21 protein-coding genes and 1 pseudogene are annotated in these 24,055 nt (G+C 72.6%); 11 read left to right on the top strand and 11 right to left on the bottom strand.

The features are described 5' to 3' along the window. From ACWFQ8_RS24545 to ACWFQ8_RS24535, 3 genes are all read left to right on the top strand, one after another. Positions 1 to 780: LuxR C-terminal-related transcriptional regulator (locus ACWFQ8_RS24545; protein ID WP_453788415.1), on the top strand; the 780-nt coding region annotated here is incomplete at its 5' end. Between the two features lie 143 nt (positions 781 to 923). After that, complete coding sequence (locus ACWFQ8_RS24540) at positions 924 to 1,121, top strand: hypothetical protein (RefSeq protein WP_453788414.1); 198 nt, start codon at positions 924 to 926, stop codon at positions 1,119 to 1,121. A 174-nt stretch (positions 1,122 to 1,295) separates the two neighbouring features. Then, positions 1,296 to 1,757, top strand: a complete 462-nt coding sequence (locus ACWFQ8_RS24535; protein ID WP_453788413.1) for a DUF7144 family membrane protein — start codon at positions 1,296 to 1,298, stop codon at positions 1,755 to 1,757. A 77-nt stretch (positions 1,758 to 1,834) separates the two neighbouring features. Here ACWFQ8_RS24535 and ACWFQ8_RS24530 read toward each other — a convergent pair whose 3' ends face one another. From ACWFQ8_RS24530 to ACWFQ8_RS24520, 3 genes are all read right to left on the bottom strand, one after another. Further along, on the bottom strand, positions 1,835 to 2,293 hold the full coding sequence (locus tag ACWFQ8_RS24530; protein ID WP_453788412.1) for a hypothetical protein: 459 nt from the start codon (positions 2,291 to 2,293) through the stop codon (positions 1,835 to 1,837). Between the two features lie 86 nt (positions 2,294 to 2,379). Next, complete coding sequence (locus tag ACWFQ8_RS24525) at positions 2,380 to 3,396, bottom strand: DMT family transporter (protein WP_453788411.1); 1,017 nt, start codon at positions 3,394 to 3,396, stop codon at positions 2,380 to 2,382. 153 nt (positions 3,397 to 3,549) lie between these two features. Further along, positions 3,550 to 4,284, bottom strand: coding sequence for an ArsR/SmtB family transcription factor (locus ACWFQ8_RS24520; RefSeq protein ID WP_453788410.1), 735 nt, complete (start codon positions 4,282 to 4,284; stop codon positions 3,550 to 3,552). Positions 4,285 to 4,826: 542 nt separating this feature from the next. Here ACWFQ8_RS24520 and ACWFQ8_RS24515 point away from each other — a divergent pair. Next, positions 4,827 to 5,618 carry a CAP domain-containing protein gene (locus tag ACWFQ8_RS24515; RefSeq protein ID WP_453788409.1) on the top strand — a complete coding sequence of 264 codons (792 nt, stop codon included), beginning with the start codon at positions 4,827 to 4,829 and terminating at the stop codon, positions 5,616 to 5,618. Positions 5,619 to 5,769: 151 nt separating this feature from the next. Continuing rightward, on the top strand, positions 5,770 to 6,276 hold the full coding sequence (locus ACWFQ8_RS24510; RefSeq protein ID WP_453788408.1) for a hemerythrin domain-containing protein: 507 nt from the start codon (positions 5,770 to 5,772) through the stop codon (positions 6,274 to 6,276). 65 nt (positions 6,277 to 6,341) lie between these two features. On the opposite strand, the gene ACWFQ8_RS24505 is transcribed toward ACWFQ8_RS24510, so the two are convergent. The 6 genes from ACWFQ8_RS24505 to ACWFQ8_RS24480 all read right to left on the bottom strand — a co-directional run bounded on the left by ACWFQ8_RS24505 (position 6,342) and on the right by ACWFQ8_RS24480 (position 14,602). Continuing rightward, positions 6,342 to 6,842 carry a flavin reductase family protein gene (locus tag ACWFQ8_RS24505; protein WP_453788407.1) on the bottom strand — a complete coding sequence of 167 codons (501 nt, stop codon included), beginning with the start codon at positions 6,840 to 6,842 and terminating at the stop codon, positions 6,342 to 6,344. 174 nt (positions 6,843 to 7,016) lie between these two features. Next, positions 7,017 to 9,557 carry an acyl-CoA reductase gene (locus tag ACWFQ8_RS24500; RefSeq protein ID WP_453788406.1) on the bottom strand — a complete coding sequence of 847 codons (2,541 nt, stop codon included), beginning with the start codon at positions 9,555 to 9,557 and terminating at the stop codon, positions 7,017 to 7,019. Beyond that, on the bottom strand, positions 9,554 to 10,702 hold the full coding sequence (locus ACWFQ8_RS24495; RefSeq protein ID WP_453788405.1) for a LuxE/PaaK family acyltransferase: 1,149 nt from the start codon (positions 10,700 to 10,702) through the stop codon (positions 9,554 to 9,556). Before ACWFQ8_RS24495 ends, ACWFQ8_RS24500 begins: the two co-directional genes overlap by 4 nt. Continuing rightward, positions 10,699 to 11,844 (bottom strand): GNAT family N-acetyltransferase, encoded by a 1,146-nt coding sequence (locus ACWFQ8_RS24490; protein WP_453788404.1) that lies wholly within the window; start codon positions 11,842 to 11,844, stop codon positions 10,699 to 10,701. The genes ACWFQ8_RS24495 and ACWFQ8_RS24490 overlap by 4 nt, the downstream gene beginning before the upstream one ends. Beyond that, positions 11,841 to 13,301: an MFS transporter gene (locus tag ACWFQ8_RS24485; protein ID WP_453788403.1), complete on the bottom strand. Its 1,461-nt coding sequence runs from the start codon at positions 13,299 to 13,301 to the stop codon at positions 11,841 to 11,843. The genes ACWFQ8_RS24490 and ACWFQ8_RS24485 overlap by 4 nt, the downstream gene beginning before the upstream one ends. After that, positions 13,298 to 14,602 carry a phenylacetate--CoA ligase family protein gene (locus ACWFQ8_RS24480; protein ID WP_453788402.1) on the bottom strand — a complete coding sequence of 435 codons (1,305 nt, stop codon included), beginning with the start codon at positions 14,600 to 14,602 and terminating at the stop codon, positions 13,298 to 13,300. The genes ACWFQ8_RS24485 and ACWFQ8_RS24480 overlap by 4 nt, the downstream gene beginning before the upstream one ends. Before the next feature lie 678 nt (positions 14,603 to 15,280). Between ACWFQ8_RS24480 and ACWFQ8_RS24475 the strand changes: the two genes are divergently transcribed. After that, the gene (locus tag ACWFQ8_RS24475) at positions 15,281 to 16,894 is read left to right on the top strand and encodes a PKD domain-containing protein (RefSeq protein ID WP_453788401.1); all 1,614 of its coding nucleotides are present in this window, start codon (positions 15,281 to 15,283) and stop codon (positions 16,892 to 16,894) included. Positions 16,895 to 17,809: 915 nt separating this feature from the next. After that, positions 17,810 to 18,223 (top strand): hypothetical protein, encoded by a 414-nt coding sequence (locus ACWFQ8_RS24470; protein WP_453788419.1) that lies wholly within the window; start codon positions 17,810 to 17,812, stop codon positions 18,221 to 18,223. 4 nt (positions 18,224 to 18,227) lie between these two features. Here the strand turns inward: ACWFQ8_RS24470 and ACWFQ8_RS24465 are convergent. Further along, a pseudogene (locus ACWFQ8_RS24465) lies at positions 18,228 to 18,359 on the bottom strand (IS5/IS1182 family transposase); the annotation flags it as partial. A gap of 370 nt (positions 18,360 to 18,729) precedes the next feature. Here ACWFQ8_RS24465 and ACWFQ8_RS24460 point away from each other — a divergent pair. From ACWFQ8_RS24460 to ACWFQ8_RS24450, 3 genes are all read left to right on the top strand, one after another. Next, positions 18,730 to 19,146, top strand: a complete 417-nt coding sequence (locus tag ACWFQ8_RS24460) for an Ig domain-containing protein (RefSeq protein ID WP_453788400.1) — start codon at positions 18,730 to 18,732, stop codon at positions 19,144 to 19,146. A gap of 160 nt (positions 19,147 to 19,306) precedes the next feature. Continuing rightward, positions 19,307 to 19,951 carry a GPP34 family phosphoprotein gene (locus ACWFQ8_RS24455; RefSeq protein ID WP_453788399.1) on the top strand — a complete coding sequence of 215 codons (645 nt, stop codon included), beginning with the start codon at positions 19,307 to 19,309 and terminating at the stop codon, positions 19,949 to 19,951. Positions 19,952 to 20,091: 140 nt separating this feature from the next. Beyond that, positions 20,092 to 20,406: a GNAT family N-acetyltransferase gene (locus ACWFQ8_RS24450; protein ID WP_453788398.1), complete on the top strand. Its 315-nt coding sequence runs from the start codon at positions 20,092 to 20,094 to the stop codon at positions 20,404 to 20,406. Positions 20,407 to 20,428: 22 nt separating this feature from the next. On the opposite strand, the gene ACWFQ8_RS24445 is transcribed toward ACWFQ8_RS24450, so the two are convergent. After that, positions 20,429 to 21,262: a class II glutamine amidotransferase gene (locus ACWFQ8_RS24445; protein WP_453788397.1), complete on the bottom strand. Its 834-nt coding sequence runs from the start codon at positions 21,260 to 21,262 to the stop codon at positions 20,429 to 20,431. Between the two features lie 339 nt (positions 21,263 to 21,601). On the opposite strand from ACWFQ8_RS24445, the gene ACWFQ8_RS24440 reads away from it, so the two are divergent. Then, a complete protein-coding gene (locus ACWFQ8_RS24440) occupies positions 21,602 to 24,037 on the top strand; it encodes a polysaccharide lyase 8 family protein (RefSeq protein ID WP_453788396.1) in 2,436 nt (811 codons plus the stop codon). Positions 24,038 to 24,055: the final 18 nt, after the last annotated feature.

Genomic DNA, 24,055 nt, shown 5'->3' with positions numbered 1-24,055 from the left:
GCCGAAGGGGACGCCCCGGCCGGGCTCGCGGCCCTCCGCGCGGCCCGCCCGGACGTGGCGTCCCCTTCGGCCACCGCGAGCCCGACCGCGTGGCTGGTGGACGAGCTGGCCGCGGCCGAATCCGCGGTGCACCTGGCACTCGGTGACGCCGCCGAGGCCCTGGCCGTCCTCGACGCCGTGGCGTCCGAGCGGCCCGAGCACGCGGTCGCACGCGCCCGGGCCCTGCTGGCGGCGGGGCACGCGGACCGCGCCGAGGAGGCGCTGGCGGGGCTGCCGGGCGGCGCCCGCGCCCCGAGCGGCGGCGACGCCGACGCCGCACTCCCCGCCCCGGTACGAACCCGGGCCTGCCTGCTCCGGGCGGAGGCCGCGGCCTCGACCCATGACACCGAGCAGGCGCGGCGGTGGTTGGGCGAGGCACTGCGGTGCGCCAGACCCGAGGAACTGCGTCGGATGTTCGTCGAGAGCGGTCCCTGGGTACGCCGGATGCTGCGTCACGACCCGCGGCTGGCCCGGCTGCACGGCCGGCTGCCCCGCGGCGCCCCGGGACAGGTGTCCGCGTCGCCGGTCGACGGGCCACCGCCCGTGATGGAATCCTTGAGCCGGCGGGAGACCGAGGTGCTGCGGAAGGCCGCCCACATGCTGTCGACCGAGGAGATCGCCGCCGAGCTGTACGTCTCGGCCAACACGGTCAAGACCCACCTGAAGAGCATCTACCGCAAGCTCTCGGTCACCCGGCGCAGCGAGGCCGTCCACCGTGCCCAGGACCTCGGCATCCTGTGACCGGCACCCGGCGCGTCCTTTCCCCCGTACCGGGCGATGTCCGGCCCCGGGCGGGGACCGAGGATGGCAGGTGAGAGGCCGGCGGCGGACCAAGCCCTCGCTCCCTCGGTCGACGCCCCGGCTCCGAGAGAAGTGGGTCCCTCATGCGCTATGAATTCCGCGTCTCGGGCGTCGTACCGGACACACTCGCGGCGAGCTTCCCCGAGCTCGACCGGATTCCCGTACCGGAGCAGACGCTCCTCCTGGGCACCGTCCTGGACGAGGCCCATCTGTACGGGCTCCTCACGCGCTTCCAATCACTGGGCATGCGCGTGCTGGAAATGCGCCGGCTCCCCGTCTGAGGCCCGGGCCGTTTTCTTCCCCCGGCCCGCCGGGCGAAGACCACCCGCTTCGGGTGATCACACGGACCCGTCCGGCGGACGAGACTGCGTACGGGTGCCGATGCCTGCGGCGTCGGCACCGACGGATCCGGAGCAGGACGGCCGGGCCGTACCGTCAACTGTGAGGTGAATTCCATGGGCCAGCCGACACCGACCGGAGGGGACTGGAACACCGGTCCCGCGCCGGGCAACACGCCGCTGTTCCCCGGCGGCCGCAACGACGCGCCGGGACGTACGGGCACGCTGTTCGCAGCGATCCTCCTCATCGTGACCGGGTGCCTCGCCGTCTTCCAGGGCATCGCGGCCATCGCCAAGGACGACGTCTACGCGCGCATCGGCAACTACGTCTTCGAATTCGACCTGACGGCATGGGGCTGGATCCATCTCGTCATCGGGCTCATCGCCATCGCCACCGGAGTGGGCCTGCTCAAGGACTCGAACGCGGCCCGGGGCGCGGGCCTCGTGCTCGCCGGCCTCAGCGTGATCGTCAACTTCCTGTGGCTGCCGTACCAGCCCTGGTGGTCCATGATCATCATCGCGATCGACGTGTTCATCATCTGGGCGCTGTGCACGAGTTGGGTGCACCACGACGAGTAGCCGCACGCGGCCCTCGGCCCGAGCGCTCCGCCAGGCGACCGCGCCGAACGGAGCGCTCCGCGCCGACCGCGTCGAACTCAGTGGCGGAGGGCCTTGCCGGTCTCGGCCGACACCGTGCCGGACAGCTTGCGCGTACTGCGGGCCGAGCCCTGACCCGTGCCCTTGCCCGGCACGTCCGCGACGGTCACCACCACGGTGTCGACCAGGCCGCCGCCCTCGTCCTTGAACTCGACCTGCACCGCGAAAGACCTGGTCCCGTCGTCGGTGTTCCGCACCGTGACGGGGACCGTGGTGTGACCGTCGGAGTCGGTCGCCGGAGCCCCCAAGGACACCTGGTCCTTGGCGTCGACCCCGTCCTTGACCTCCGCGAGCCTGTCCTTCGCGGCGGCTGCGGCGGACTCGGCGGCCTTCCCGGCCTCGGCGGCGGCCGACGAGACCGCGGCGCCGGCCGACTTCGCGGCCTCCGCGGCGCTCGACACGGCGGCGGACGGGTCACCGCCACCGTTCGAACAGCCCGCGGCGGCGAGAACCGCCACCGCCACTACCGCACTCGCCGCACCACGCGTCCATGCCTTCGCCGCCACCACGCCTCCAGGATTCCGAGCTCTTTCCGGCTCCCAGTTCAAGGCCCCGCCGGCCCCCGTGCCCACTGGGCCGGGCATCCGGGTGAGGGCGAGCGGTCGTGCCCGGAGGAAGGTGAGGACCGGCCCGCGCGGAGCCCGGGGCCGCGGACGGAACTCCGCGGGGAGCGCGGTCCGTACCGCGACACCGCCACTCCGGCCAGGCACAGGACCCCGCCGAGGAGGGTCAGCCACGCCGGTACCTCGCCCAGGAGGGCCCAGCTCAGCAGTACGACGACGGCCGGGACGGCGTAGGAGGTCGCGCCCAGCCTGCCGGCCGGCATGCGCGCCAGGGCGTAGGTCCACGTCATGAACGCGAGGGCGGTCGGTACCACGCCCAGGTAGACCATGTTCAGGGTCGCGGACAGCGGCGCACCCGGCAGTTCCGAGACCAGCTGCCCGGTGAACGGCAGGCAGGCCAGGGCCCCCGTCATACAGCTGTAGGCGGTGATCTGCAGGGGGGTCCCGAAGGAGAGCGCGGGCTTCTGCGCGATGACCCCGGTGGCGTAGGCCACCGCCGCGAGCAGGCAGAGAAGGACGCCGAGCAGCGGGGTGGAGCCACCCGAACCGGACGACATGGACAGGCCCACGACCACTGCGCCGACGAAGGAGACGGCCATTCCCGCCACCAGCCTCGGTGGCAGGGCCTCGCCGAGGAGCCGGGCCGCGAGCAGCGCCATGAGGATCGGGCCCGTGTTCACGAGCAGGGACGCCGTGCCCGCGTCCACCAGGCGCTCGCCCCAGTTCAGCGCGACCGTGTAGCCGCCGAACCACACCACGCCGGACAGCAGGATCCCGCGCCGGGCCCCGCGGGGCGGCGGGCCCTGGCGGCGGACCAGGAGCAGGACGGCGAGCACCATCGAGGCGGCCAGCAGCCTGCCGAGGGCAAGGGCCCCGGGGGAGTAGGCGGAGCCCGCACTGCGGATGGAGACGAAGGCGGAGGCCCAGGCGAACACCGTGAAGGAGACGGCGCCGACCGTGAGCACGTGGGGCGGTATCGAACCCGTGCGGAAGGTCATGGGCTCACCCTACGGCACAATACTTCGGCGTATACCGAAGTATTTTTCTTGGCCGTCACTCCAGCCGTCACTCCAGCCGTCGCTCCGGTTGTCGCTCTGGTTGTCGCTCTGGTTGTCGCTCTGGTTGTCACTCGCCCGGCTGCTCGGCGGACGTCAGCTCCAGGCGTCCGGTGCGATCCCGAGCAGGTTTCCGAAGGCGCGCTCCCCGGCCCCGGTCACTTCCAGCCCCCGCCCGCCGCCCGCCGGGCGTACCACCCAGGCCTCGCGGAGGGCCAGCGCGCACAGCCGGGCCCCGGTGACGCCGCCCAGGTGGCGACGGCGCTCGGTCCAGTCCAGGCAGGAGCCGGCCGTCGGCCGGCGCCCTTCGTGGGCGAGGTCGACGCCGACTTCCGCGCACCAGGCGAGACCGTCCGCCGTCAGCTCGAACACGCTCTCCGTGCGCAGCAGCCCGCGCCGCTCCATCGCGTCGGTGACCGCCATGCCGAACCGGCCCGCGAAGTGGTCGTAGCAGGTCCGCGCGCGGGCCAGCGGGTCCGGGGCCGCGACCACGGGCACCGCGTGGGCCGCGTCCCGGTCCGGGATCGCGTACGAGGCGAGCTGGTCGACGAGCCGTGCGGTCGCCGCGTCGGCGATGCGCACGTAGCTGTGGCGGCCCTGCCGCTCGGTCGCGCACAGGCCCGCGTCGAGCAGCCTGGCCAGATGCCCGCTCATCGTGGACGGTGCGACCGCGGTGATCCGAGCCAGCTCGCCCGCCGTCCAGGCGCGCCCTTCCAGCAGTGTCATGCAGATGGCGGCCCGGGTCTCGTCGGCCAGGGCCGCGGCGACGGCGGCCAGTCGGGCCGCGGGTGCCGGATCGTCCGCCGGTGTCCCGGCATGTAGTGCGTTCATGGGGTCAGGATGCCCGAAAGCTTCGGCCGAAGGCGAATGGTTGTCCTACCGGCGCCGCCCCTGTGGCGCGGCCGTCGCCGCGAAAGCGACGTGTACGGGAGAAGGGGATGGGGTGACGGTATGCGGGCAGCCGTGGTGGGTGCGGCAGTGCCCGGTTGCGTCGGAAACCGTGACATGCGTCACGGGGCGATCTCGGGTCCGGGCGGGCCGGCAGTGATCGTCGAGCCATCGACATATCGGCATTTGTGCCTGTTTGGCGTTGACATGCCTCACTCCGCCGGAAACGGAACTGGTGACTCTGCTTTTCCCCCCGCCAACGTGGCCGGTGAGGGACGGTTCTGGTGAGGTGTCAGGCGTGCGCCCCTCTCGCCGAGGTGACGGCATGCACGATCTTCCGGCCGATTCAAGCCGGAGCTGCAACCCCTGTGGGGCTGCGGAGAAGCGGCTTGCCAGGCCGCTGCCGGGCTTCTAAGAATGGCGGCTCCTCCGGCGCCCTCGCGGTCCGGCGCCGGGAGCTTCGCGATCACCGAGTGAGGTCACGCATGAAGAAGCACCGTAAGAAGACGCACCACAGGAAGATAGCGATCACCGTCGGAGTCCTGGCGATCGTGGGCGTGCCCACCGCCGCCATGGCGTGCCTGGGTCCTCAGGACAGCGGCTCGGGACAGCCCTCAGCGGCCCGCCAGGACGGCCGTGACCGGCAGGACGCCCTCCTCGGGTACCCGGGCGCCCAGCAGCCCGTCGAATCCCCGGTCCAGGCCGGCGCACCCGATCTCACCGAGGCGCCCCCGGCGACCCCGGTGGAACCCGTCGCGCAGCCGGTGGTCCAGCCCCCCGCGGCGCCGGCCGAGGAAACCACCCGGCCCGCGCCGCAGAAGCCGCAGAAGCCTCAGGCGCCCGCCCGGCCCCCGGCCGGGACGGCAGCGCCCGAAGCTCCGGAGGGCACCCCGGCGCCCTCCGGAGCCCAGGCCGAGGTCCTCGCGCTCGTCAACAAGGAGCGCGCCGCCGCCGGCTGCTCGGCCCTCACCGTCAACGCGAAGCTGACGAAGGCCGCCCAGGACCACAGCGCGGACATGGCGGCCCACAGCAACATGTCCCACACCGGCTCCGACGGTTCCGACCCGGGCGGGCGCATCACCCGTGCCGGGTACGTGTGGAGGACGTACGGCGAGAACGTCGCCTACGGCTACAGCACCCCCGCGAAGGTCATGGAGGGCTGGATGAACAGCCCCGGCCACAAGCGGAACATCCTCGACTGCTCGTACAAGGAGATCGGCATCGGTCTCGCCCAGCCGGGCCACTACTGGACGCAGAACTTCGGCGCGGCGCGCTGACGCCGAGGCCGACAGCGGGCGACGTACGACGTGGGGCGGCCGGGATGCGGCCGCCCCACGAGGGAAGCGCGGGGCGGCCGGGGGTTTCAACCGCGCGCCGGCGAGCACGCGTCGGGGGACGGAAGTGGACCCCGAGCGAGGAGGTACGTGGATGGCCGCCGACCGGCAGCACCAGGACCTGGACGTCGTGGCGTTGATCCTCAAGGACCATCGCACCATGGAGGAGCTGTTCCGCCGGATGCGGAGCGTGGAGGCGGACCGCGGGGGCGCCCTCGCGACCTTCTCCGGCCTGCTCATCGCGCACGGCGAGGCCGAGGAGACGAAGGTCTACGGCGCCCTGAAGCGCTACAAGGACGTGGACGACGAAGAGGTCGAGCACGGGGCGGAGGAGCACGCGGAGGCCAATGAGGCCCTGCTGGCGCTGCTCGAAGTCGACGAGGTGGGCTCCGACGCATGGGACTCCCGGCTGGAGGACCTGGTCAAGGCCGTGTCCCACCACCTGGACGAGGAGGAGCGGACGATCCTCAACGGCGCCCGCGAGAACGTCTCCGACGAGCGCAGGGCCGAGCTCGGAGCCGCGTTCCTGGAGGAACGCGAGCGGCAGCTGGCGGCCGACTGCGGCGCCGTCGAGAACGTACGGGCCGTCGTGGGACGCTGACGGGCACCCGCAGAGCGGAACGGACCGTCCCGGCCGCCCGGTCGCCCCGCTCCGGCGGTGGGGCGTCACGCCGGGTGGCCGGCCTCCAGGTCGCGGACGTCGGAGTACCGCAGCGCCGGGGCCGCCGGAGCGCCAACGGGCGGCGACTGCTCGGCCGGCGAGAGCAGGAACCCCACGTGGTCACCGCCCGCCACGACCCCCTCGACGCGGCCGGTGAACCAGGAGCCCGCCTCGGCCAGCACGGGAGCGCCCCCCAGCCCGGGCCGCCACGCGACGCCGGCGAACTTGTCCACGTCGTCGCCGGTGCGAGCGCCGAAGAGCTCGGCGAGAGCCCGTTGGTCGCGGCGCAGGACGTGCACGGTCAGGTAGCGGACCTCACGCGCGACGCGGTAGGTCCGGTTGGCGGTCGACAGCCAGACGACGAAGCGCGGCGGCTCGATCGAGCACTGCGAGGCGAACCCGACCAGGCAGCCGGCCGGCTGCCCGCCCGCCGCGGCCGTGACGACGTACATCGGCCCGTCCACCGCGTCGGGGAAGGGTCCGGGTTCGGGGTCCGGGTCGGGCATGCGGCTCCTCACAGGTCTCGTGCGCGGGTCCGTCGGGACCGTGCGGTGTACGCCTCTCCATCGGGGTTGTACCCACTCGGCTCGGGCGGCTCACGCGGTGGACCCACTGCGCCGGCCCCGGGCGGCCTGACACCAGGCCGCTCCGGTGACCGGGGCCGGCGCAAGCGGGCGCCGCTACCGGCGCGCGTCCACCACCGCGAGGAGCTTGCCGCTGGTCGGACTGCGGTCCAGCGAGGCACCTTCGACCGCCTCGACCGCCAGGTCCAGCAGCCCTTCCGCCACCGCCGAGCGGAGCTCCGGGTATCCGGCGAGGAAGACCTCCCGCAGCCGCCCCGGATCCGTCGCCCCGGTCCGCTCCACCCGTACGGTCAGCCGCTCGCGCGCGTCGGTACCGTCGAGCCGGACCTGCAACTCGCCCCGGTGGCCCCCCCGTTCCTCCGCCAGGTCCAGGAAGCGGCGGTGGTGCAGGAAGTGCGTCGCCACCCGCATCACGTCACCGGTGCGCCCCAGCAGCTCGAAGCGGGGCGCGTGCCGGCCGCAGGGGCAGCGGCCCGGGACCTCCCGCCCCAGGTCGCCGATCACGTACCGGCCCAGCCGCTGACCGCGCCGGGCGTGCGTGGTGAAGACCAGTCGGCCCGTACCGCCCGGGAGCACCGGCCGGTCCTCGGCCAGGTCCAGGATCTCCAGTGTGTGGAGGTCTGCGTGCAGGTGGTGGACCCCGCCGGAGCTCTCGGTGCACTGGTAGCCCAGCGGCCCGAGGTCGGTGCTGCCGTAGGTGATCGAGCGGACGACCTCGATGCCGAAGTCGTCCTTAAGTGTGCGCTGCTGCTCCTGCGTGAAGTGCTCGCCGCCGTAGAACACCTTGCGCAGGCCGCCGTACGCGCGCAGCGCGTCCGCCTCCGCGTGCAGCAGCTGCCACACGTAGGAGGGCATGCCGAAGAGGGTGTCCGCCCCGTGCTCGATCAGGGCCCGGGCCGTGGCGCGGTGGTCCGGGCCGGCGGACAGCGGCAGCTGCACCCCGCCGAGCCGTTCCAGTACGGAGAAGAAGCTGATGAAACTGCCGTACATGCCGCCCGAGTAGAAGAGGTTGGCGGTGCGGTCCCCGACCGGGTCGTAGCCGGCGGCGAGCAGGCCGCGGGCCGCGGCGTGCATCTGGGTGTCGTAGTCGTCGTAGCTGAAGACGGACAGCGCGGGCGCGCCGGTGCTGCCGCCGCTGCGGAAGTACAGCTCGGCATCGGCGCGTGCGAGGGTGGCGCCCAGCTCCTGTACGTCCTCCTTGCCCAGCAGCGGCCCCGAGGGCCGCGGCAGGACGACGGGCCGGGCCAGGTCGTCCAGGCACGCGGTGGTCGCGAAGCGCGCCGGGTCCGCCCGGACAGCCACGCGGCGGCTGTAGCGCTGGAGGGCGTAGACGCCGTCGTGCGGCTCGCCGGAATAGCTCTCCAGCATGGCGCCGACGGGGGTGACGCGGGTGACGCCGGCGGCCAGGACGGTGCGGGACAGCTCGGCGATGTCGGTGCGGCTGCCCGCGAGGCCCGCCGTCTGGAGGTAGCGCCGCATCGGACGCAAGGTGGTGATCAGCCGCTCACGGGGCAGCGGTTTGACCCACACGCTGCGCCGCAGCGGCGAGGCGGCGAGCGGGGACCGGATGTCGGCCATGACCCGCCACGACCCGTCGGGCGCGGCGAACACCCGGGTCAGGCCGAGGTGTTCCTCCAGCCGGGCCACCAACTCGGTGGTGGTCACCTCGGCCTCCTCGGCGGGGTCCGGCGCCTGCGCCGAGGCGGCGGGCACGGCCGGCGGCCGGGTCGCGAGGACGGTGGCGAAGCGCTCCGCGAAGGCGAACACCTCGGCCTCGTCCGCGGTGTCGAGGTAGACCACCTGGGGGCTGGAGCACGCCTGCTGCTCGTACCGGCACACGTCGTCCGCGAGTGCGTCGAGCGTGCCGGTGTCCGACCAGGCGTCGCCCGTCAGGTAGGCGAAGGAGATCCGGTGCCCCCACACCACCAGCCGGCAGCCGGCCGGCACATGGGCCGCCACCCCGTCGACCGCGCCTTCGCCGCCCCATACGGCGACGGCGTCCGCCGGCGCGCACATCAGGCGCAGCCACTCCTGCCGGGAGGACGGGAAGCGCAGGACGACGATCCGTTCGGCCAGGGCGCCGCTGGGGTCCAGACCCGCGAGTTCGGCCATCAGGTGCTGGGTCAGGAGGGTGTCGGCGCCGCTGGTCTTGAGGACGTTGACATTTCCGGCGAGCAGGCCCTCGACGATGCTCAGCGGCGCGACCGTCGCGGAGTTGCCGGGGGCGATGTGGGCCACCAGGCCGACGGGCGCCCACGCTTCGTAGACGCTCTCGCGCGGATCCGCCCGGTTCAGCCGGCCGGGCGCCGCGCCGCCGAGTTCGCGGCGCAGCTTGCGGGTCAGCTCCCGGCGGGAGAGGAGGTCGCCGAGCTCGGTCAGGGCGGCCGGGTCCTCCCCTTCGGGCAGGTGCGCTACGAGCCTGGCCCGCACGGGGTGGGCGGGGTCGCGCAGAGCCCTGGAGAGGGCGTCGCAGGCAGCCAGGACGGTCTCGGTCTCCAGGGGTTCGGCGAGCGCGGCCGGGGCGGCGTCCGCCAGGCCGGCGAGCCGGCGTCCGGCCTCCTCGTCACCGATGAAGGCGCCCTGCCAGTAGTGGTGCGCGGCGTCGCCGCGGTCGTGCCCGTGGACGGTGCTGGTCATGCCATGCCCTTCATCAGTTCGGCGGCGGCCACCGCGCAGCTGCGGTTCTTGCTCACCCCGGCCCGGCCGTGGACGGTGAACCACGGGGTTTCCAGCGCGCAGCCGCAGGCGTCGCCCGGCCGCAGGGAGGCGAGGTCGCCCATGACCACGCTCTGCGCCGGTACCGAGGTGATGTACGGCGACACGAGGTGCAGGTAGCCCGGCTCCCCGTAGGGCAGCGGTTCGAGCGTGCGGGTGGAGCGGATCGTCACGCGGGACCAGACGGGGGCGTGCAGCCGGTGGTGGTCGCACTCGATGTACGGGATGCAGTGCTCCACCGACCCGAAGGTGTCGCGGATCCGCTCACCCGGGACACCGAGTTGTTCGGTGACGCGCGCGTACAGCTCCTCCTTGCCGATCCGCCGGTCGGCGTGCCCCTTCCAGCCGCCGCCGAGGACGACCAGCGAGCCCTCGGGCAGGCGCAGCGGCGGCAGTCCCATGGCCCGCATCCGCTCCAGGGTGAAGAAGAGGAAGGCCGGGAAGCCGAGGATGCGGACCGGCGCGTCCTCCCGTTCGAACCGGCGGAGCGCGGCGATGCAGCCGAAGGGGTCGAACTCGTGGTCGCCGCCGGTGTTGCGCAGCGCGTACGCGACGCTGCGCGCCGGGGCGAAGTCGCACAGGTAGTTGTCGGTGAAGGCGGTCCCCAGGTTCAGGGAGGGGGACGGCTCGTAGCTGTAGAGGAGGTAGTTGACCTCCTGCTCGGGGGTGATCCAGCCGTTGCGCTCGAAGATCCGGGCGACCATGCGCTGGGCCGAGCGGATGGTCCAGTGGTCGAAGAACATCTGCGACTTCTGGCCGGTGGTGCCGGAGGAGGTCAGGTGCAGCTCGACGTCCTCGCGCGGGACGGAGAGCACCTCGTGCCGCTTGAAGAAGTTCGCGTGGACGAGCGGCGCGCGGTACGGCTCGGCCGGGGGAGTGGCCTCGTACAGGGAGCGGAAGAAGGGGGAGCGCTCGGCGTGCCACGCGTTGCTCTCCGCCATGGCGGCGGCGAACAGCTCGTCCGCCGCGGGCCCGTGGGCGTACGGATCGGTCAGGTCGCACAGTCGCTGGACGTGCGGGAGGAGGGCCGGGTCGGGCACGGCGACCGGCGCGAGATGGGGGTTCATGGGGCAACCTCGGATGAAGTGGGCAGGTGCGTGGACGCCCAGGCCGACACGTAGCAGTCCAGATAGGGCTGGAGGGGCGGTTCGACGGCGACGCCGCGGAAGTCGATCCGCTCGCCGGAACGGGACAGGACGGCGTAGTCGTGGAAGCCGTCTCCGTCCGCGCGCATCGCCGGGTAGAGGGCGCCGGCGACGAACCCCTGGGCCAGGAAGGCGGAGAGGGCCTCCTGGTGTGCGAGCGGCACCAGGGCCTCGACGTAGCCGGCGCCGGCGCGCGCCAGGGTCCGGGTGACCGGTTCGAGGTACGCGGCCGCGGCCGCCGGGTCGGGATGGGCGGTCAGCAGGGAGCAGTAGCCGCCGGCCCGGTTGAGGTAGGCGTAGACCTCGAACCGGCCGTCCTCGGGCGTGAGCAGGACGTTCGGTGTGTGCAGCGGGTAGAACCAGCCCTCGGCGCCGGGGAACCGCTCGCGGAAACGGCGGCGCACGAAGGCCGGTGCCTCGATCATCTCCAGCCGTTCGACGCCCCCCGGGGGCGCGGGCGCCGGGAGCGGGGCCGCGGCGGCCCGGACGCCGGGGTAGCCGATGCCCAGAGCGGCTTCGGCGGTGCGCAGCAGCGGCAGCAGCGGGGCGGGTACGTCGGTGACGGGCATCCGGCGGTCGAGCACGCCGGCGGAGTGACGCGCGTAGAGAGCCAGGCTCTCGCGGCTGCGGAGATCCACCGCGTTGGGCAGGATGCCCAGCGGGCGGAAACCGTTGCGCGCGACGACCCGCTGCGGACCGGCGCTGACGGTCCGCACCGTCGCGTACACCGAGTCCAGCCGGCCCGTGTCCAGCATCCCGGCGCACAGGGCCTGGGTCAGGGCGGCGGCCAGACCGGCCGAGCGGTGCCCGGGGTGTACGGCGATGCCCTCCAGGCGGCCGATGCGGCTGCCCGCCTCACCATGGATGGCGGCGGAGGCCGTCAGGGCCCCGGTGGCGGCGCAGCGGCCGACGAGCCACAGGGAATGCGGGTCCTCGATGAGCCGGGCCATCTCGGCGGGGTCGGTGCCGAGGGCCACCGGGTAGTGCGGTCCGTAGACGGCGTAGTAGAGCTGGCGCAGCTCGGCGATGTCACCGGGAGCCGCCGCGGTGATGACGGCGTTCACCGCTCGCCTCCGGCGGGCTCGGGGGTACGGGAGCCGAGCAGCGCCAGTGCGCAGGCGGCGGGGACCAGGCCGATGCCCTGCACCAGGCACAGGGTCCGGGGCGACAGGACATCGCCGGCGGTGCCGAAGACCAGGGATGCCACGGGCAGGGAGGCGCCGAGTACGGCCTGCATCACGGCGAAGAAGGCGGGCTTGTCCTCGGTCGGCACCAGCCGCTGGAACAGGGCCACGAAGCGGACGCTGACGGCCCCGGCGCACCAGCCGGCCACGGCCAGACTGCCCGCGACGACCGGGCGGTGAGCGAGAAGTCCGGGCAGCGCCAGGGCGAAGGCCATCAGGCCGAGGCAGCAGGCGCCGGAGACCGCGGGCCGCCCCGGGAGCCGGGTCCCGGTGAAGGCTCCGACGAGTGCGCCGGCGCCCAGCGAGGCCTCCAGCAGGGCCACGGTGGCGCCTCCGCCGGAGAGGACCGAGCGAGTGTAGAGGGGGATGACGACGAACACGGCGGCGGTGAAGAGGTTCGCGGCGGTGAAGCAGATCAGGATCCGCCGTACGTAGGGCAGTTCGCCGAGGACGGCGCGGAGCGTGCGCTTCCCGGCCCCCGGTGCCGCCACGGGCGAGGACGTCCGCGGGGCGGTGCGGAAGCGGGCGCTCGCGACGAGCAGCGCCGCGCCGAGGTAGGCGGCCGCGCAGCCTGCGGCCAGCCCGGTCACACCGGCCCGGTCGACGGTCAGGGCGCCGAGCAGCGCTCCGCCGAGACCGGCCAGGGACTGGGTGGACAGCTCGAAGCCGGTGGCCGTCTCGATGTCGGCGTCGTCGACGAGTTCGGGCACCGAGGTGGTCAGGCACGGGTCGAAGAACGCCTGGCAGGTGGCCAGGGCGAGGGCGATGGCGTACACGGCGGTGAGCGGCGGGCCGCCGTCGTGCGCCCACAGCGCGAGGGCGACCGAGGCGGTCCCGGCCAGGCCGGCCGTGGTCCACAGCACCGAACGGTGGGCGAACCGGGCGACGGTGGCCGCCACGACGGGAGCCAGTGCGACGGCGGGCAGCGTGCAGACGGCCATGAACAGCCCGGAGGCCAGGCCGGGGGCGTCGCGCACGGCGTGGGAGACGATCCACCAGGACACGCCGACCTGGAACATGCGGACGGCGGCCTGTGCGAGGACCTGGCCGAGCCACACGGCGGCGAAGGCGCGGTTGCGCAGGACGAGCGGCGCGCGGCGGCCACCGGCGGCAACGCCGGTGCCGGGCCCGGACCGGGCGTCGGACCGGGTTCCGGCGTCGGGCCGGGTGTCGGCGTCGGCGTCGGCGTGGGTGTCGGCGTCGGCGTGGGGTCGGGTGTCGATGCCGGGCCGGGTGTCTGCGTCGGGCCGGGTGTCGGTGGCGGACCGGGCGTCGGACTCGGTGCTCGTCCCGGCCGCCGCGCCGGTTGCGGCGGGGTGCACGGGCGGGGCGCTCACGCCGTCGGCCTCTCGTCGAGGACCCGGACGAGTTTGCCCGAGCGCGGATTGACGGCGAGATCGCGATGGCGCGCCCACTCCACGGTCAGCGGGTGCACGAACCCGGCGCGCACACTGTCCGGATACAGCGGCCGTACGGCCTCCAGCTCCGCGATCACGGCCTTGGCCAGGTCCTCCCGGTCGGCCGCTTGCTCGGCGCCGCCGGGCCCGGAGCCGCCGGAGGTCCCGCTGCCCGGGGCCGTCGCCAGCCGCAGGACCAGCCCGTCGCGGCCGTCCCAGCGGCGGACGACGAGCTGCGTGCCGACCACGAGCCCCGCGGTGTCCGCAGCGGCGACGGCGTCCTGGGCGTCCTGGGTGTAGAGGGAGACCGGGCCCACCCGTACGCCCTCCTCGGCGCGGCCGAGGATCCGGAAGTGCCCGGGCCCGGTGCCGGTCCATTCGGCCCGGTCGCCCGCGGGGTAGCGGATGATCGGCATCAGGCGGCGGAAGAGGCTGGTGACGACGACCCGCCCGGGTCGCCCCGGTTCGGTGACGGGCTCGTCGGTGGAGTCGTCGAGGATCTCGACGACCGAGTACGGGGTGAAGGCCCGGTGCACCCGAGCGTCGGGACCGGGTACGGGACGCCCCAGCAGGCCGGCGTCCACGCTCGCGTATCCGACGGAACGGATCGCGGCGCGGGGGAACGCCGTTGCCAACAGGCGCCGTTGGTCGTCGAACAGGGCCTCGCCGCCGAAGAGGAGCAGTTCCACCGAGTCGAGCCGGACACCACGGGAGACGGTCCGCTCGGCGAGCCGGCACAGGGTGGTGGGCGTGCCGGCCAGTACCTCGGCGCCGAGGTCGTGCAGCGTGGGGATCGTCGACTCCAGCGGGGCGCCGCCGCCGATGGGCAGCCGGACGTTGTCCACGGGCGCGTGGGAGAGCGAGTCGAGGACGAAGAGGAAGCTCGCGTACAGCTCTCCCGCGTAGAAGAGGTCGGCGACGCGGTGTCCCGGCCGCAGGCCCGAGTCCACGAGGCCCTGGCCGAAGGAGGTGACGAAGGTGCGCCACTCGTCGCGGGTGTAGACGGAGAACTTGGGGGACCCGGTGGTGCCGCCGGTCTGGTAGACCGTGGCTTCGCTGAGCGGGCCGGTCAGTACCCGGCTGTCGTGCAGGGAGTTGGCCGCCCAGAACTCCCGCTGGTCGACCACCGGCAGGTCGGTGAGGCGGTCGGCGTCGGGCGGCAGGGACGCGTAGAGGTCGCGGTAGAAGGGTGAGTTGCGGCGGGCGAAACGTATGAGGTCCGAGAGTTGCTGGGCGGACATGGGCCTTTGCCTTGGTGACGGGAACGGGACGGGAGCCACCGCGGCGCGCGGCGAGAGCGAACTCGCCTGCGGGATCGGCCGGTGTGAACGGGGGACCCCCCGGCGCCCCCGCCTCCTCGAAGCGCGTCGACAACTGACGCGCAGTCACGATGATGAAACATCAGTGCCCATGTCACCAAATTGACCAAATATTTCCGGCCAATTCGCCGATGTCCGACTGTATTTCGGCCGAGGCGCCGCCCCGGGTCGGTGCCGCGTCGGCGGCACGAAGGGTGTTGCGGAACGTGCGGGTGATGACCGGATTGACCGCCCCACCCGGGCGGCGGCCTGAGCTCCGAGCGCACGCGTGCACGGCCGTACAGCTTCGTGTCCTGAGGCGGATCTCGAAGTTCCCCCGGGGCGGCTCTTCGTTCCCCAGTCGGTTGCTGTCGGTTGCTGTCGGTTGGCGTCGGCAGCTGGAGTCGGGGCCGCCCGCTCGTGCTGTGGTCGGCCGGACGGGCCGACCACAGCACTCAGCTGTCAGTTCGCCCCTGAGCGCTTCGGTTGGCCAGGAGCGCGCTCTACGTGGTCCACGGGGTGCGATCGGAGTTTGACGCTCTCCCGAACAGCTGCGATCCCGCTGGGGCAGTACGCTGAGCGGACTCTAGATGATCTGTTCGAAGTAGTGGGGGAGGGCCGGTGTCTCGTCGCCGACTCATCGTTTCCGCGGCCGCTGTCGCGGCCGGTGTCAGCCTCATGCCGGTCCCGGTGCTGGCGGCCGAGCCGCCGGCACCGGGGCTCCGAGGAGGCATCACGGCACCTCAGGCCGACACGGTGGCGAACCCGACGCGGGAACCGATCTTCACCAGCCCCGCCGACCGTACGACCCCTGGCCGCCCGGACGCGGCCGACCAGAAGATCACGAAGGCCGAGGAGACACCCTCGATCCACCTGGACGGCTGGCCCACGAGTGCCCACGACGTCGTGCTGCGCGCGGACATCGAGAGCGGTGGCGTTCCGCTCGATGTCACCTTCGCCTGGGGCGACGGCGGCCAGGACACGCTCGCCTTCGACGGCTCGGGATACGTGGACAAGGTGCACAAGTACGCGGAGGTCGGCGAGTACGCGGTCACGGTGACCGCGACTGACCCGGCGAGCGGCGCGCGGTACGTCAACAAGGTGGTCATGACGACGGCGGGTTCGGACTTCACCCCCCACTCCCCGCTGCGCCTGCTGGACACGCGCGAGGGCCTCGGCGAGGAGCGGAGCAAGGTCCACCCGGACGATGCCGCCACGGTGCGGGTCAGGGGCCGGGGTTCGATTCCCGACAGCGTCACCCATGTCGTCGTCAACCTCACCGCGACCAACGCCGTAGGCGCCGGTCACATCAGTGCCCCGGGCAGCGTGCACCCCTCGTACTCGTCCGTCATCAACTACGCCCAGGGTGAGACCGTGGCGAACCTGGCCGTCGTGCCGGTCAACAGGCACGGCGACATCACACTGATCAACGAGGGTTGGGGATCCGTCGACCTGATCGCAGACGTCACCGGCTACTTCAGCACATCGCCGTCCAGCGGCTATGTCTCGCTGTCGCCGGCGCGGATCGTCGACACCCGTCAGGGACTCGGCGCGGCCAAGCGTCAACTCGCCGGGCAAGGCTCCCTGAGGATGCAGATAGGCGGCGCGAACGGAGTGCCCCGAGGTGCCACGGCCGTATCCCTGAACATCACGGTCACCAACCCGCGCGAGGCGGGCCACCTGACCGTCCACCCCAGCGACCAGCAGACGCCGACCACGTCGAACCTGAACTTCACCGCGGGCCAGACCGTCGCCAACTCCGTCATCGTGCCCGTGGGCCGCGACGGCGAGATCGTCGTCCGCAACGGGTCCTGGAAGCCCACCGACGTCGTCATCGACATCAACGGCTACTACACCCCCGACAGTGGCGCCACCTTTGTGTCTCAATACCCGGGCCGGCAGTTCGACACCAGGCAGAGTGGCCGGCCGGTCGCGGCGCGCGACGTCCACCACGTGCCCTACGAGGTAGACCTCCGGCACATCGAGGCCTACGTCCTGAACACCACGGTAACCAACACGAGCGGCCCGGGCTTCCTCTCGGTCACCACCTCGAACGGACCCGTCGCGCCGACCCCCCAGGAACGCCCCACCTCCTCCGCCCTGAACTGGACAGCGGATCGGACCGTCGCGAACCTCACCCAGGTACGCCCCGGCAAGGGCATCACCTACTGGAACCAGGGCTGGGAGAGCATCGACCTGATCGTCGACTACTACGGCTCCTACCAGACCAACTGAGCCCGGCGCATTTCCTGCGAGGGCGGGACGGAGCCCGTGATCCCGTCGACCTCCGGGACCAACGGCCCGCCCGGCGCGCGCCGGGCGGGCGTCCGCAGAGGGCTTGCCGAGCGCGGCCATGGGACGGGGTGAGGTGGGTAGGGGCTCGGAGCCGGGGTGCGGTCCGACCTCCCGGCCGCGACAGGGCTGTGTCCCCTGCCGGCACCCGCCCGATGCCTGAGCAAAGGCCACTCCGGCAGGACGGCGGCGGTAGCCTTCGCTCCGCCGCCATCCCCGGGTGTACCGGGCACTATCGTCAGGATTCTCGTGCACGAGCCGTCAGCGAAAAGGCCGTGGTGGGGTTGTCTTCTTCGCGGTATTGATCGCGGCCGTACTCCTGGACCTTGCATGGTATTGGCCTGTCCTGATGGTGCTCATCGCCACCGCAGCCTTTGAGTATGCCTGGAACTGGTACGCCTCCCGCGGCGCCACGGGTCGCAACCCCTAGAAGCGGCTGCGCGAACATTTCCAACCGTGGAAAATCCGCCGGCCAAGCTGACGCCGGCCCCCTTGATCCGCCTGAACGGTAGCGGACCAGAATGGGCCGGCGACATGCAACTCGGACTCCTCGCCGGCCCTCCCCGGGATCCATGGCCTCAACGGCGCGGGCACCGACCGCCGTACCTACGTTCCCAAGGCCGTGAACCAGCCTTTCAATACTCCGAAGCGACCGACCTTACGCATGGGGTCCCCCATCCGATGCCTCAGGATTCCCGGAACCCGCGCACCATAGAGGGCGTTTCACAATGAGGTCCGTGAGGGACCGGATGCTGGGACACCCGGCTTCGTCCGTAGGATCACTCCATGCCTGCTGACGAACGCGTAACCCGGTCCACATTCTCCGGTCGTATCCAGCCGATATCAGCTCCTCAGTCGATGCCGGAGCTGCCTCAGCGGATCTGGTCAGATGAAGACTGGAAGCGGATCCAGCTCGGCTATGCGTCGCGGGACATGGACGAGAAGTGGGACGTCTTCGCGGAGGGCGAGGTCATCTTCCTGCACCGAAGCTGGACTGGTAGCGGAACCTTCGCAGCGACCTTCGCGACCGTTGATGGTGGTGGATGGCGAATCGACAGTGCCGTAGTCGAACGTGACGCCGAACGTTATCGAGGAACGGACGATGCCTACGACTGCGCCATGCTCGAGTTGGTGATCAGCGCCATCGTGCTTGGCGAGCCGGCGAAACACCTCCGTTCGAAGTTGGTCGAGTTGACGCGTCGGGAGTCGGGTCCCGATGCTCCAGCTGGCCTGATTCAGCACAGCGCCCTGGGGCTGCGCTCCGACTCCTAGCCGATCACTCTGGGACGCTGGAAAGACGTCGGATGCAGCTCAGGCCGCAGGCCAGTTCGAGCAAGCCCTGGTGGAGATCGGCACGTCGCTCGTAGCGGGTGCGGAGTCGTTTGAACCGGTGCAGCCAGGCGAATGTCAAGAAGGCCCAGGAGCAGGCGGGTTGGCCCGGCTGGGTGCTGGATGGGCCGCGGGTTCGACGTTCTCGGCCTGGTGGCGGGGGAGGAGGTCACCGAGGAGCAGCTGCGCCACCTCCTCCGTGAGGGAGGCCGGCACCCGGACGCGGAGGGGCTCGTCGCCGAGCGCCTTGCCGCGGAGGACTCCCCGGAGGTGGCGCGGCGCGCCGGGGCGCGGGAGCCGCCGTTCCGGGGCGCCATCGACGCGGCGGCGGGCGCCCCTTATGCTTCCGACGCCCCATCGCACCTCGAACACCCATCCAGTACGGGGGATGGCGGCGTCCGGAACGCGTACCGGACCGCCGGTGTCCTCCGCCGAGTTCGGAGGTTCCGTTGAGCACATCCACGCGCGCCCCGCGCCGTCTGGCCGCACTGGCCCTCGGCCTCGCGGCCGTCCTGGCCGCACCGGGCACCCCGTCCTTCGCCGCGCCGGCGCAGAGCGCCGCCGGCCCGTTGATCCGTACGGTGGCCGCCGCCCCGATCGTGGCCAACCCGGGCAACCAGGTCGACTACCAGTACGACGGCGCGTACCTCCAGCTGACGGCCGGCGGGGGCGTCGCCCCGTACGCCTGGTCGGCGGTCAACCTGCCCACGGGCGCCTCGATCAACGCCTCGACCGGCCTGATCACCGGCATTCTGCGCGGCAGCGGAACCCGGACCGTCACCGTCACCGCCACGGACGCCGCGGGGTCCTCGGGCTCCGCCACCTTCACCTGGCGCGTGATCCGCGACGCCTGCCCCCGCTGCTGACCCGCCGGCCGGGCAACGGCCGGGGGCCTCGCGGGGCGGAGGCCGGCCGCGCCCCGGCGTTACGCGTGCGGTCGCCGCCCGCACTCCGTAAGCTCGCGCGGGAGCGCCCGACGTGCTCAGAGGTGTCCACACTGCGGACGGATCGGACGGCCGACCCTTCATGACCACATCGCGGGACTTGTTGATCGTCGCCATGGACAGGGGGGCCGAGCGCTCCGTTGAGGACGGCGACCTGTCGCTCGCCCTCGCGGGCGCCGAGGTGATCGACCTCCTCGCCGCCGGGGCCGTCCGGCTGGACGGCGACCGCATCGTGCCGGCCGACCGCATCGTGCCGGCCGACCGCATCGTGCCGGCCGACCGGCCGGCGCCGGCCGATCCGCTGCTGGCCGAGGCGCTCGCGGCGCTCGTGCGCGAGGCCCCCCACGAGTCGGTCGCCGACTGGCTGTGGCGCCGCGGCCGGAGCCTGGCCGCGGTCTACCGGGCCGCGTTGGAGACGGAAGGACAGCTCGTGCGCGAACGCCGCCGCGGCATCTCCTTCCGGGCCGGCGCCCCGGCGCCCGCCGATACGCCCGACCGCCGCCGGGCCGTGGACCGCTGGAACTCCGACGACCCCGTACTCGCCGCCCTCGCGGAGGCCGCCGGGGTCCCCGGCGAGCGGACCGAGGACTCCCCGGACGTGGCCGACGACACGGTGGCGGCCGTCCTGGCCGCCGTCAACGACGCCGTGCTGGAACTGGGTTCGGTACGGCAACGGCGCGCCATCGACGAGGCCGCCTTCGACAACATCTGGCGGGGCGGAGTGTGACGCGCGGCGCCCGCCGACCATCGCCTCCGGCGGTGCGCTGCCGCGTCACCACCGGCCGAGCGGTGACCCCCGGCGCGAGGCCGGGGCGCGGCGGTGGATCATCTACTGACACACCTGAACGGCCGCTGACAGGAGCACTCATGGAACCCCGCGTGGTGGACCGCCCCGACCTGTCCCGGTACGAGATCCTCGCCGGTGCGGACGGCACCGGGACGGCGGGCTTCGCCGCGTACACCCTCGCGGAGGGGGAGATCGCCTTCACCCACACCGAGACCGCCCCGGCCTTCGCCGGTCGGGGACTGGGCGGGCTGCTCGCCCGCGGGGCCCTCGACGACGTGCGGGCGCGCGGGCTGGACGTCCTGCCGTACTGCCCCTTCATCCGGGGCTGGATCGCCAAGCACCCCGAGTACGTGGACCTGGTGCCCGAGGAGCGCCGCGCCCGCTTCGACCTCTGACGCTCGGCCACCGCGGGGTCGATCACACGAACTCCGGGGCGAAGGAGTGCATCTCGTCACCGCCGGGCTGCACGACGCCGTAGCTGCTCTCGGGCACCTCGTTCCAGGCGCCCGGCAGGTCGCCGAGCGGCTCGGACACGATGAGGCGCGTCTCGTCGGACACTTCCCGCAGGAAGGCCATGTCGGGGTGCAGCCTGCGCAGCGTCTCCACCTTGCTGCTGTAGAACAGCGAGCGGGAAGAGCCCTGGCTGGAGTAGCGGAAGGCCCACACCTTCTCGCCGTCGGTCACGGCCACCGTCATCTGGAGCGGGTACTCCACCCCGTGCTCGTGCCCGGCGCGCTCCACGGCGCCCACCATCCGGGCGATGGCGGCCGGCGGGTCCTGTTCCAGGCCGAAGGTGAGGGCCAGGTAGAACAACACCTCGGAGTCCGTGGTCCCCCCGATGTCGGCGTACAGGGCAGGATCGACGAGCAGGGTGAGGTCCCGGCGCATGAGGTGGAAGCCGGAGATGGCGCCGTTGTGCATGAACATCCAACGGCCGTGCCGGAACGGGTGGCAGTTCGACTGCTGCACCGCCGTACCCGTCGAGGCCCGGATGTGGGCGAAGAACAGCGGCGAGGTCACGTGGTCCGCGAGCTCCCGCAGATTGCGGTTGTTCCAGGCGGGGCCGACATCCCTGAGAAGCGCCGGGGTGGCGATGTCGTGCGTGTACCACCCGACGCCGAACCCGTCGCCGTTGGTCGTCTCCACGCCCAGTTTGGAGTGCAGACTCTGGTCGATCAGCGAATGGGCCGGTTTGTACAGGATGGTGTCGAGCAGCAGGGGCGTTCCCGAATAGGCGAGCCATCGGCACATGGGCGGTCACCTGCGTCCATCGATCCGCTTCCTTGGCCATCCTATTGTGGTGTCCGCCGTTGATGATCGCCACGCGGGTCCGGGGCCGCGGTGAGGATTTCGGCGGACACCGCTCTCGAACAGGGGGCTGCCGAAGGAGGTCGTCGCCCGGGACGAAGCGGGGCCACGTCGTGCGCAAGGCCGGAATCAGGTCGCTGCGGCGAGGCCGGGTCTCGAACCAGGGTGCAGATCAGGACGGCGCCGGCGACCCGGCCGCGGGCCGCCGGCGCCCCCTCGCACCGACCCGATCGTGTGCGCGTATCGATCCGTACGCGCCCCGTGGGCGAGCCTTTCCCGCACATGCTAGAAACCGATCAGCGGGCGTCCCCCACCCCGCTCGGCACCGAGGCGGCCGCACGAGGGGCGCCCAGAACCGGAGGCTCCGTGTCCGTTCCGTGGTCCCGCCGCCCCTCCCCCCACCTCACCGGCCCCGCCGACGCCGACGGTGACGCCTACGACCGCCTGCGCGCCAAGTGGCGCGAGACGCTGCTGGGCAGCGGATTCGACCCGGCGGCGGCGCCCTTCGCCGAGAAGCTGGCCCTGCTGGGCACCCGGGCGACCGAGCTCGGCTCCACCATGGCCGCCGTCAGCGGCTCGCTCTGGCCGGATCTGCCCCTGTCCGTCTCCTCCTCGATCAGCGCCAGTTACGCGCGGCTGGGCACCATGACCCAGGCCTACGCCCAGCCCGGTACGGGCCTGACCGGCGACCCCGCCCTGGCCGCCGCCGTCAGAACCGGCCTCGACCACCTCCACGCGCGGGCCTACAACGCCTCCACGATCCCGTTCGGGAACTGGTGGGACTTTCGGATCGGCGCCCCGCAGGCCCTGCTGGACATCAGCACGATCCTCTACGGGCAGCTCTCCGCCGACCGGCTCGCCGACTACCTGGCCGCCGTCGACCGCTTCGTCCCCGACACCTGCGTCGCCGACTACACCGGTACCAGCACCGGCGCCAACCGGGTGGACCTGTGCCGCTCGATCGCCCTGCGCGGAATCCTCGGCAAGACCCCCGCCAAGATCGCCCTCTCCCGCGACGCCCTGTCCCCGGTCTTCCCGTTCGTCACCACCGGAGACGGCTTCTACGCGGACGGGTCCTTCGTGCAGCACGACCACCTCGCCCACACCGGCTCGTACGGCCTGGTGCTGCTCGGTGGACTGGCCGGTCTGCTCTCCCTGCTCGACGGCTCGACCTGGGCCGTCACCGACCCCGGCCGGCAGCTCTTCCTCGACTCCGTGGCGAAGTCCTTCGCCCCGTTCCTCTACAACGGCTTGATGATGGACGCCGTTTCGGGCCGCTCCACCAGCCGGGGCAACCCGCGGACCAACTCCCACGGCTTCCAGGGCGGCGACCACGGCCGGGGTCACGGCGCCCTCGCCTCCCTGGCCCTGCTCGCCACCGCCGCGAGCGCCGCCGAGAACCAGTACTGGCGCGGCCTGATCAAGGGCTGGATCCAGCGGGACCACTACAGCCCCGTGCTCTGTGACACCGACCTGAGCGTTCCGGCCCTGGTCCGGCTCACAGCCGTACGGGACGACAGCGCCGTCGGCGCGATCGCCGAGCCGACCGGGCACCGGCTCTTCGCCGGCATGGACCGGGCCGTCCACCGGCGCCCCGGCTGGGCGGCCTCCATCAGCATGGCCTCCACGCGGATGGCCTTCTACGAGACCGGCAACGGCGAGAACCTGCGCGGCTGGCACGCGGGGGCGGGAATGCTGCAGTGGTGGGGGGACACCCACGGCAACGGCCAGTACACCGACGCCTTCTGGCCCACCGTGGACCCGTACCGGCTGCCCGGCACCACGGTCTCCCGCACGCCCCTCGCGGACGCCGAGGGCGGAGCCTGGGGTCTGCCGAGGCCGGACGCCGACTGGGTCGGCGGCGCCACGGACGGGGAGTACGCCGCCTTGGGGCAGCTCGTCCGCGGGCTGTCCAGCACCCTGTACGCGAAGAAGTCGTGGTTCTGCCTGGCCGACTCGATCGTCTGCCTGGCGGCCTCCGTCAGCTCGATCGACGGCGCGGCGGTGGAGACCGTCGTCGAGAACCGCAACCTGGGCGCCGACGGCACCCAGGCCCTCACCGTGAACGGCGTGGTCCAACCCGGCGCACTGGGCTGGTCGGCCACGCTCACGGGCACCGGATGGGCGCAGATCGCGGGCCACGGCGGCTACGTGTTCCCCGGCGGGGCCACGGTCAAGGCCCTGCGCGAGGCGCGGACCGGCTGCTGGCACGACATCAACACCGGTGGGACGACGGACCCGATCACCCGCCGCTACCTGACCCTCTGGTTCGACCACGGCACCGACCCGGTCCGCGGCGCCTGCGCCTACATCCTGATGCCGGGGGCCACCGCCGCGGCGACCGCCGCCCGGGCCGCCGACTCCGGCTGGCTCACCGTGCTGGCGAACGGCGACGACCAGCAGGCGGTCGAGGTGGTTTCGCTGGGCGTCACGGCGGTGAACTTCTGGTTCGCCGGGACGGTCGGCGGCCTCACCGCCGACCGACCGGCCTGCGTCCTGGTCCGCGAGCACGGCGACGGCACGGCCACCCTGTGCGTCTCGGACCCGATGCGCAGGCGCACGGGTCTCACGGTCACCTGGCACCGGCCCGTGGCCTCGGTGCTCTCCCGACCGGCCGCGGTCACCTCCGCCACGACCGGCTCCGCGCTGACGCTCGTCTTCGGGGATCTCACCGCACTGGCCGGCGCCACCCAGCGGATCAGGGTCGCGCTGACCTGACGGCGGGGGCCGGGCGAG

Source organism: Streptomyces sp. NPDC055254, assembly GCF_053606025.1.
This window is presented reverse-complemented; position numbering and strand designations above follow the sequence as displayed.

Coding starts and splice junctions, on each gene's coding strand:
- ACWFQ8_RS24540 (WP_453788414.1), top strand. CDS start 924: ATGCGCTATGAATTCCGCGTCTCGGGCGTCGTACCGGACACACTCGCG.
- ACWFQ8_RS24535 (WP_453788413.1), top strand. CDS start 1,296: ATGGGCCAGCCGACACCGACCGGAGGGGACTGGAACACCGGTCCCGCG.
- ACWFQ8_RS24525 (WP_453788411.1), bottom strand. CDS start 3,396: ATGACCTTCCGCACGGGTTCGATACCGCCCCACGTGCTCACGGTCGGC.
- ACWFQ8_RS24520 (WP_453788410.1), bottom strand. CDS start 4,284: ATGAACGCACTACATGCCGGGACACCGGCGGACGATCCGGCACCCGCG.
- ACWFQ8_RS24515 (WP_453788409.1), top strand. CDS start 4,827: ATGAAGAAGCACCGTAAGAAGACGCACCACAGGAAGATAGCGATCACC.
- ACWFQ8_RS24510 (WP_453788408.1), top strand. CDS start 5,770: ATGGCCGCCGACCGGCAGCACCAGGACCTGGACGTCGTGGCGTTGATC.
- ACWFQ8_RS24505 (WP_453788407.1), bottom strand. CDS start 6,842: ATGCCCGACCCGGACCCCGAACCCGGACCCTTCCCCGACGCGGTGGAC.
- ACWFQ8_RS24500 (WP_453788406.1), bottom strand. CDS start 9,557: ATGACCAGCACCGTCCACGGGCACGACCGCGGCGACGCCGCGCACCAC.
- ACWFQ8_RS24495 (WP_453788405.1), bottom strand. CDS start 10,702: ATGAACCCCCATCTCGCGCCGGTCGCCGTGCCCGACCCGGCCCTCCTC.
- ACWFQ8_RS24480 (WP_453788402.1), bottom strand. CDS start 14,602: ATGTCCGCCCAGCAACTCTCGGACCTCATACGTTTCGCCCGCCGCAAC.
- ACWFQ8_RS24470 (WP_453788419.1), top strand. CDS start 17,810: ATGCCGGAGCTGCCTCAGCGGATCTGGTCAGATGAAGACTGGAAGCGG.
- ACWFQ8_RS24455 (WP_453788399.1), top strand. CDS start 19,307: ATGACCACATCGCGGGACTTGTTGATCGTCGCCATGGACAGGGGGGCC.
- ACWFQ8_RS24450 (WP_453788398.1), top strand. CDS start 20,092: ATGGAACCCCGCGTGGTGGACCGCCCCGACCTGTCCCGGTACGAGATC.
- ACWFQ8_RS24445 (WP_453788397.1), bottom strand. CDS start 21,262: ATGTGCCGATGGCTCGCCTATTCGGGAACGCCCCTGCTGCTCGACACC.
- ACWFQ8_RS24440 (WP_453788396.1), top strand. CDS start 21,602: ATGCTAGAAACCGATCAGCGGGCGTCCCCCACCCCGCTCGGCACCGAG.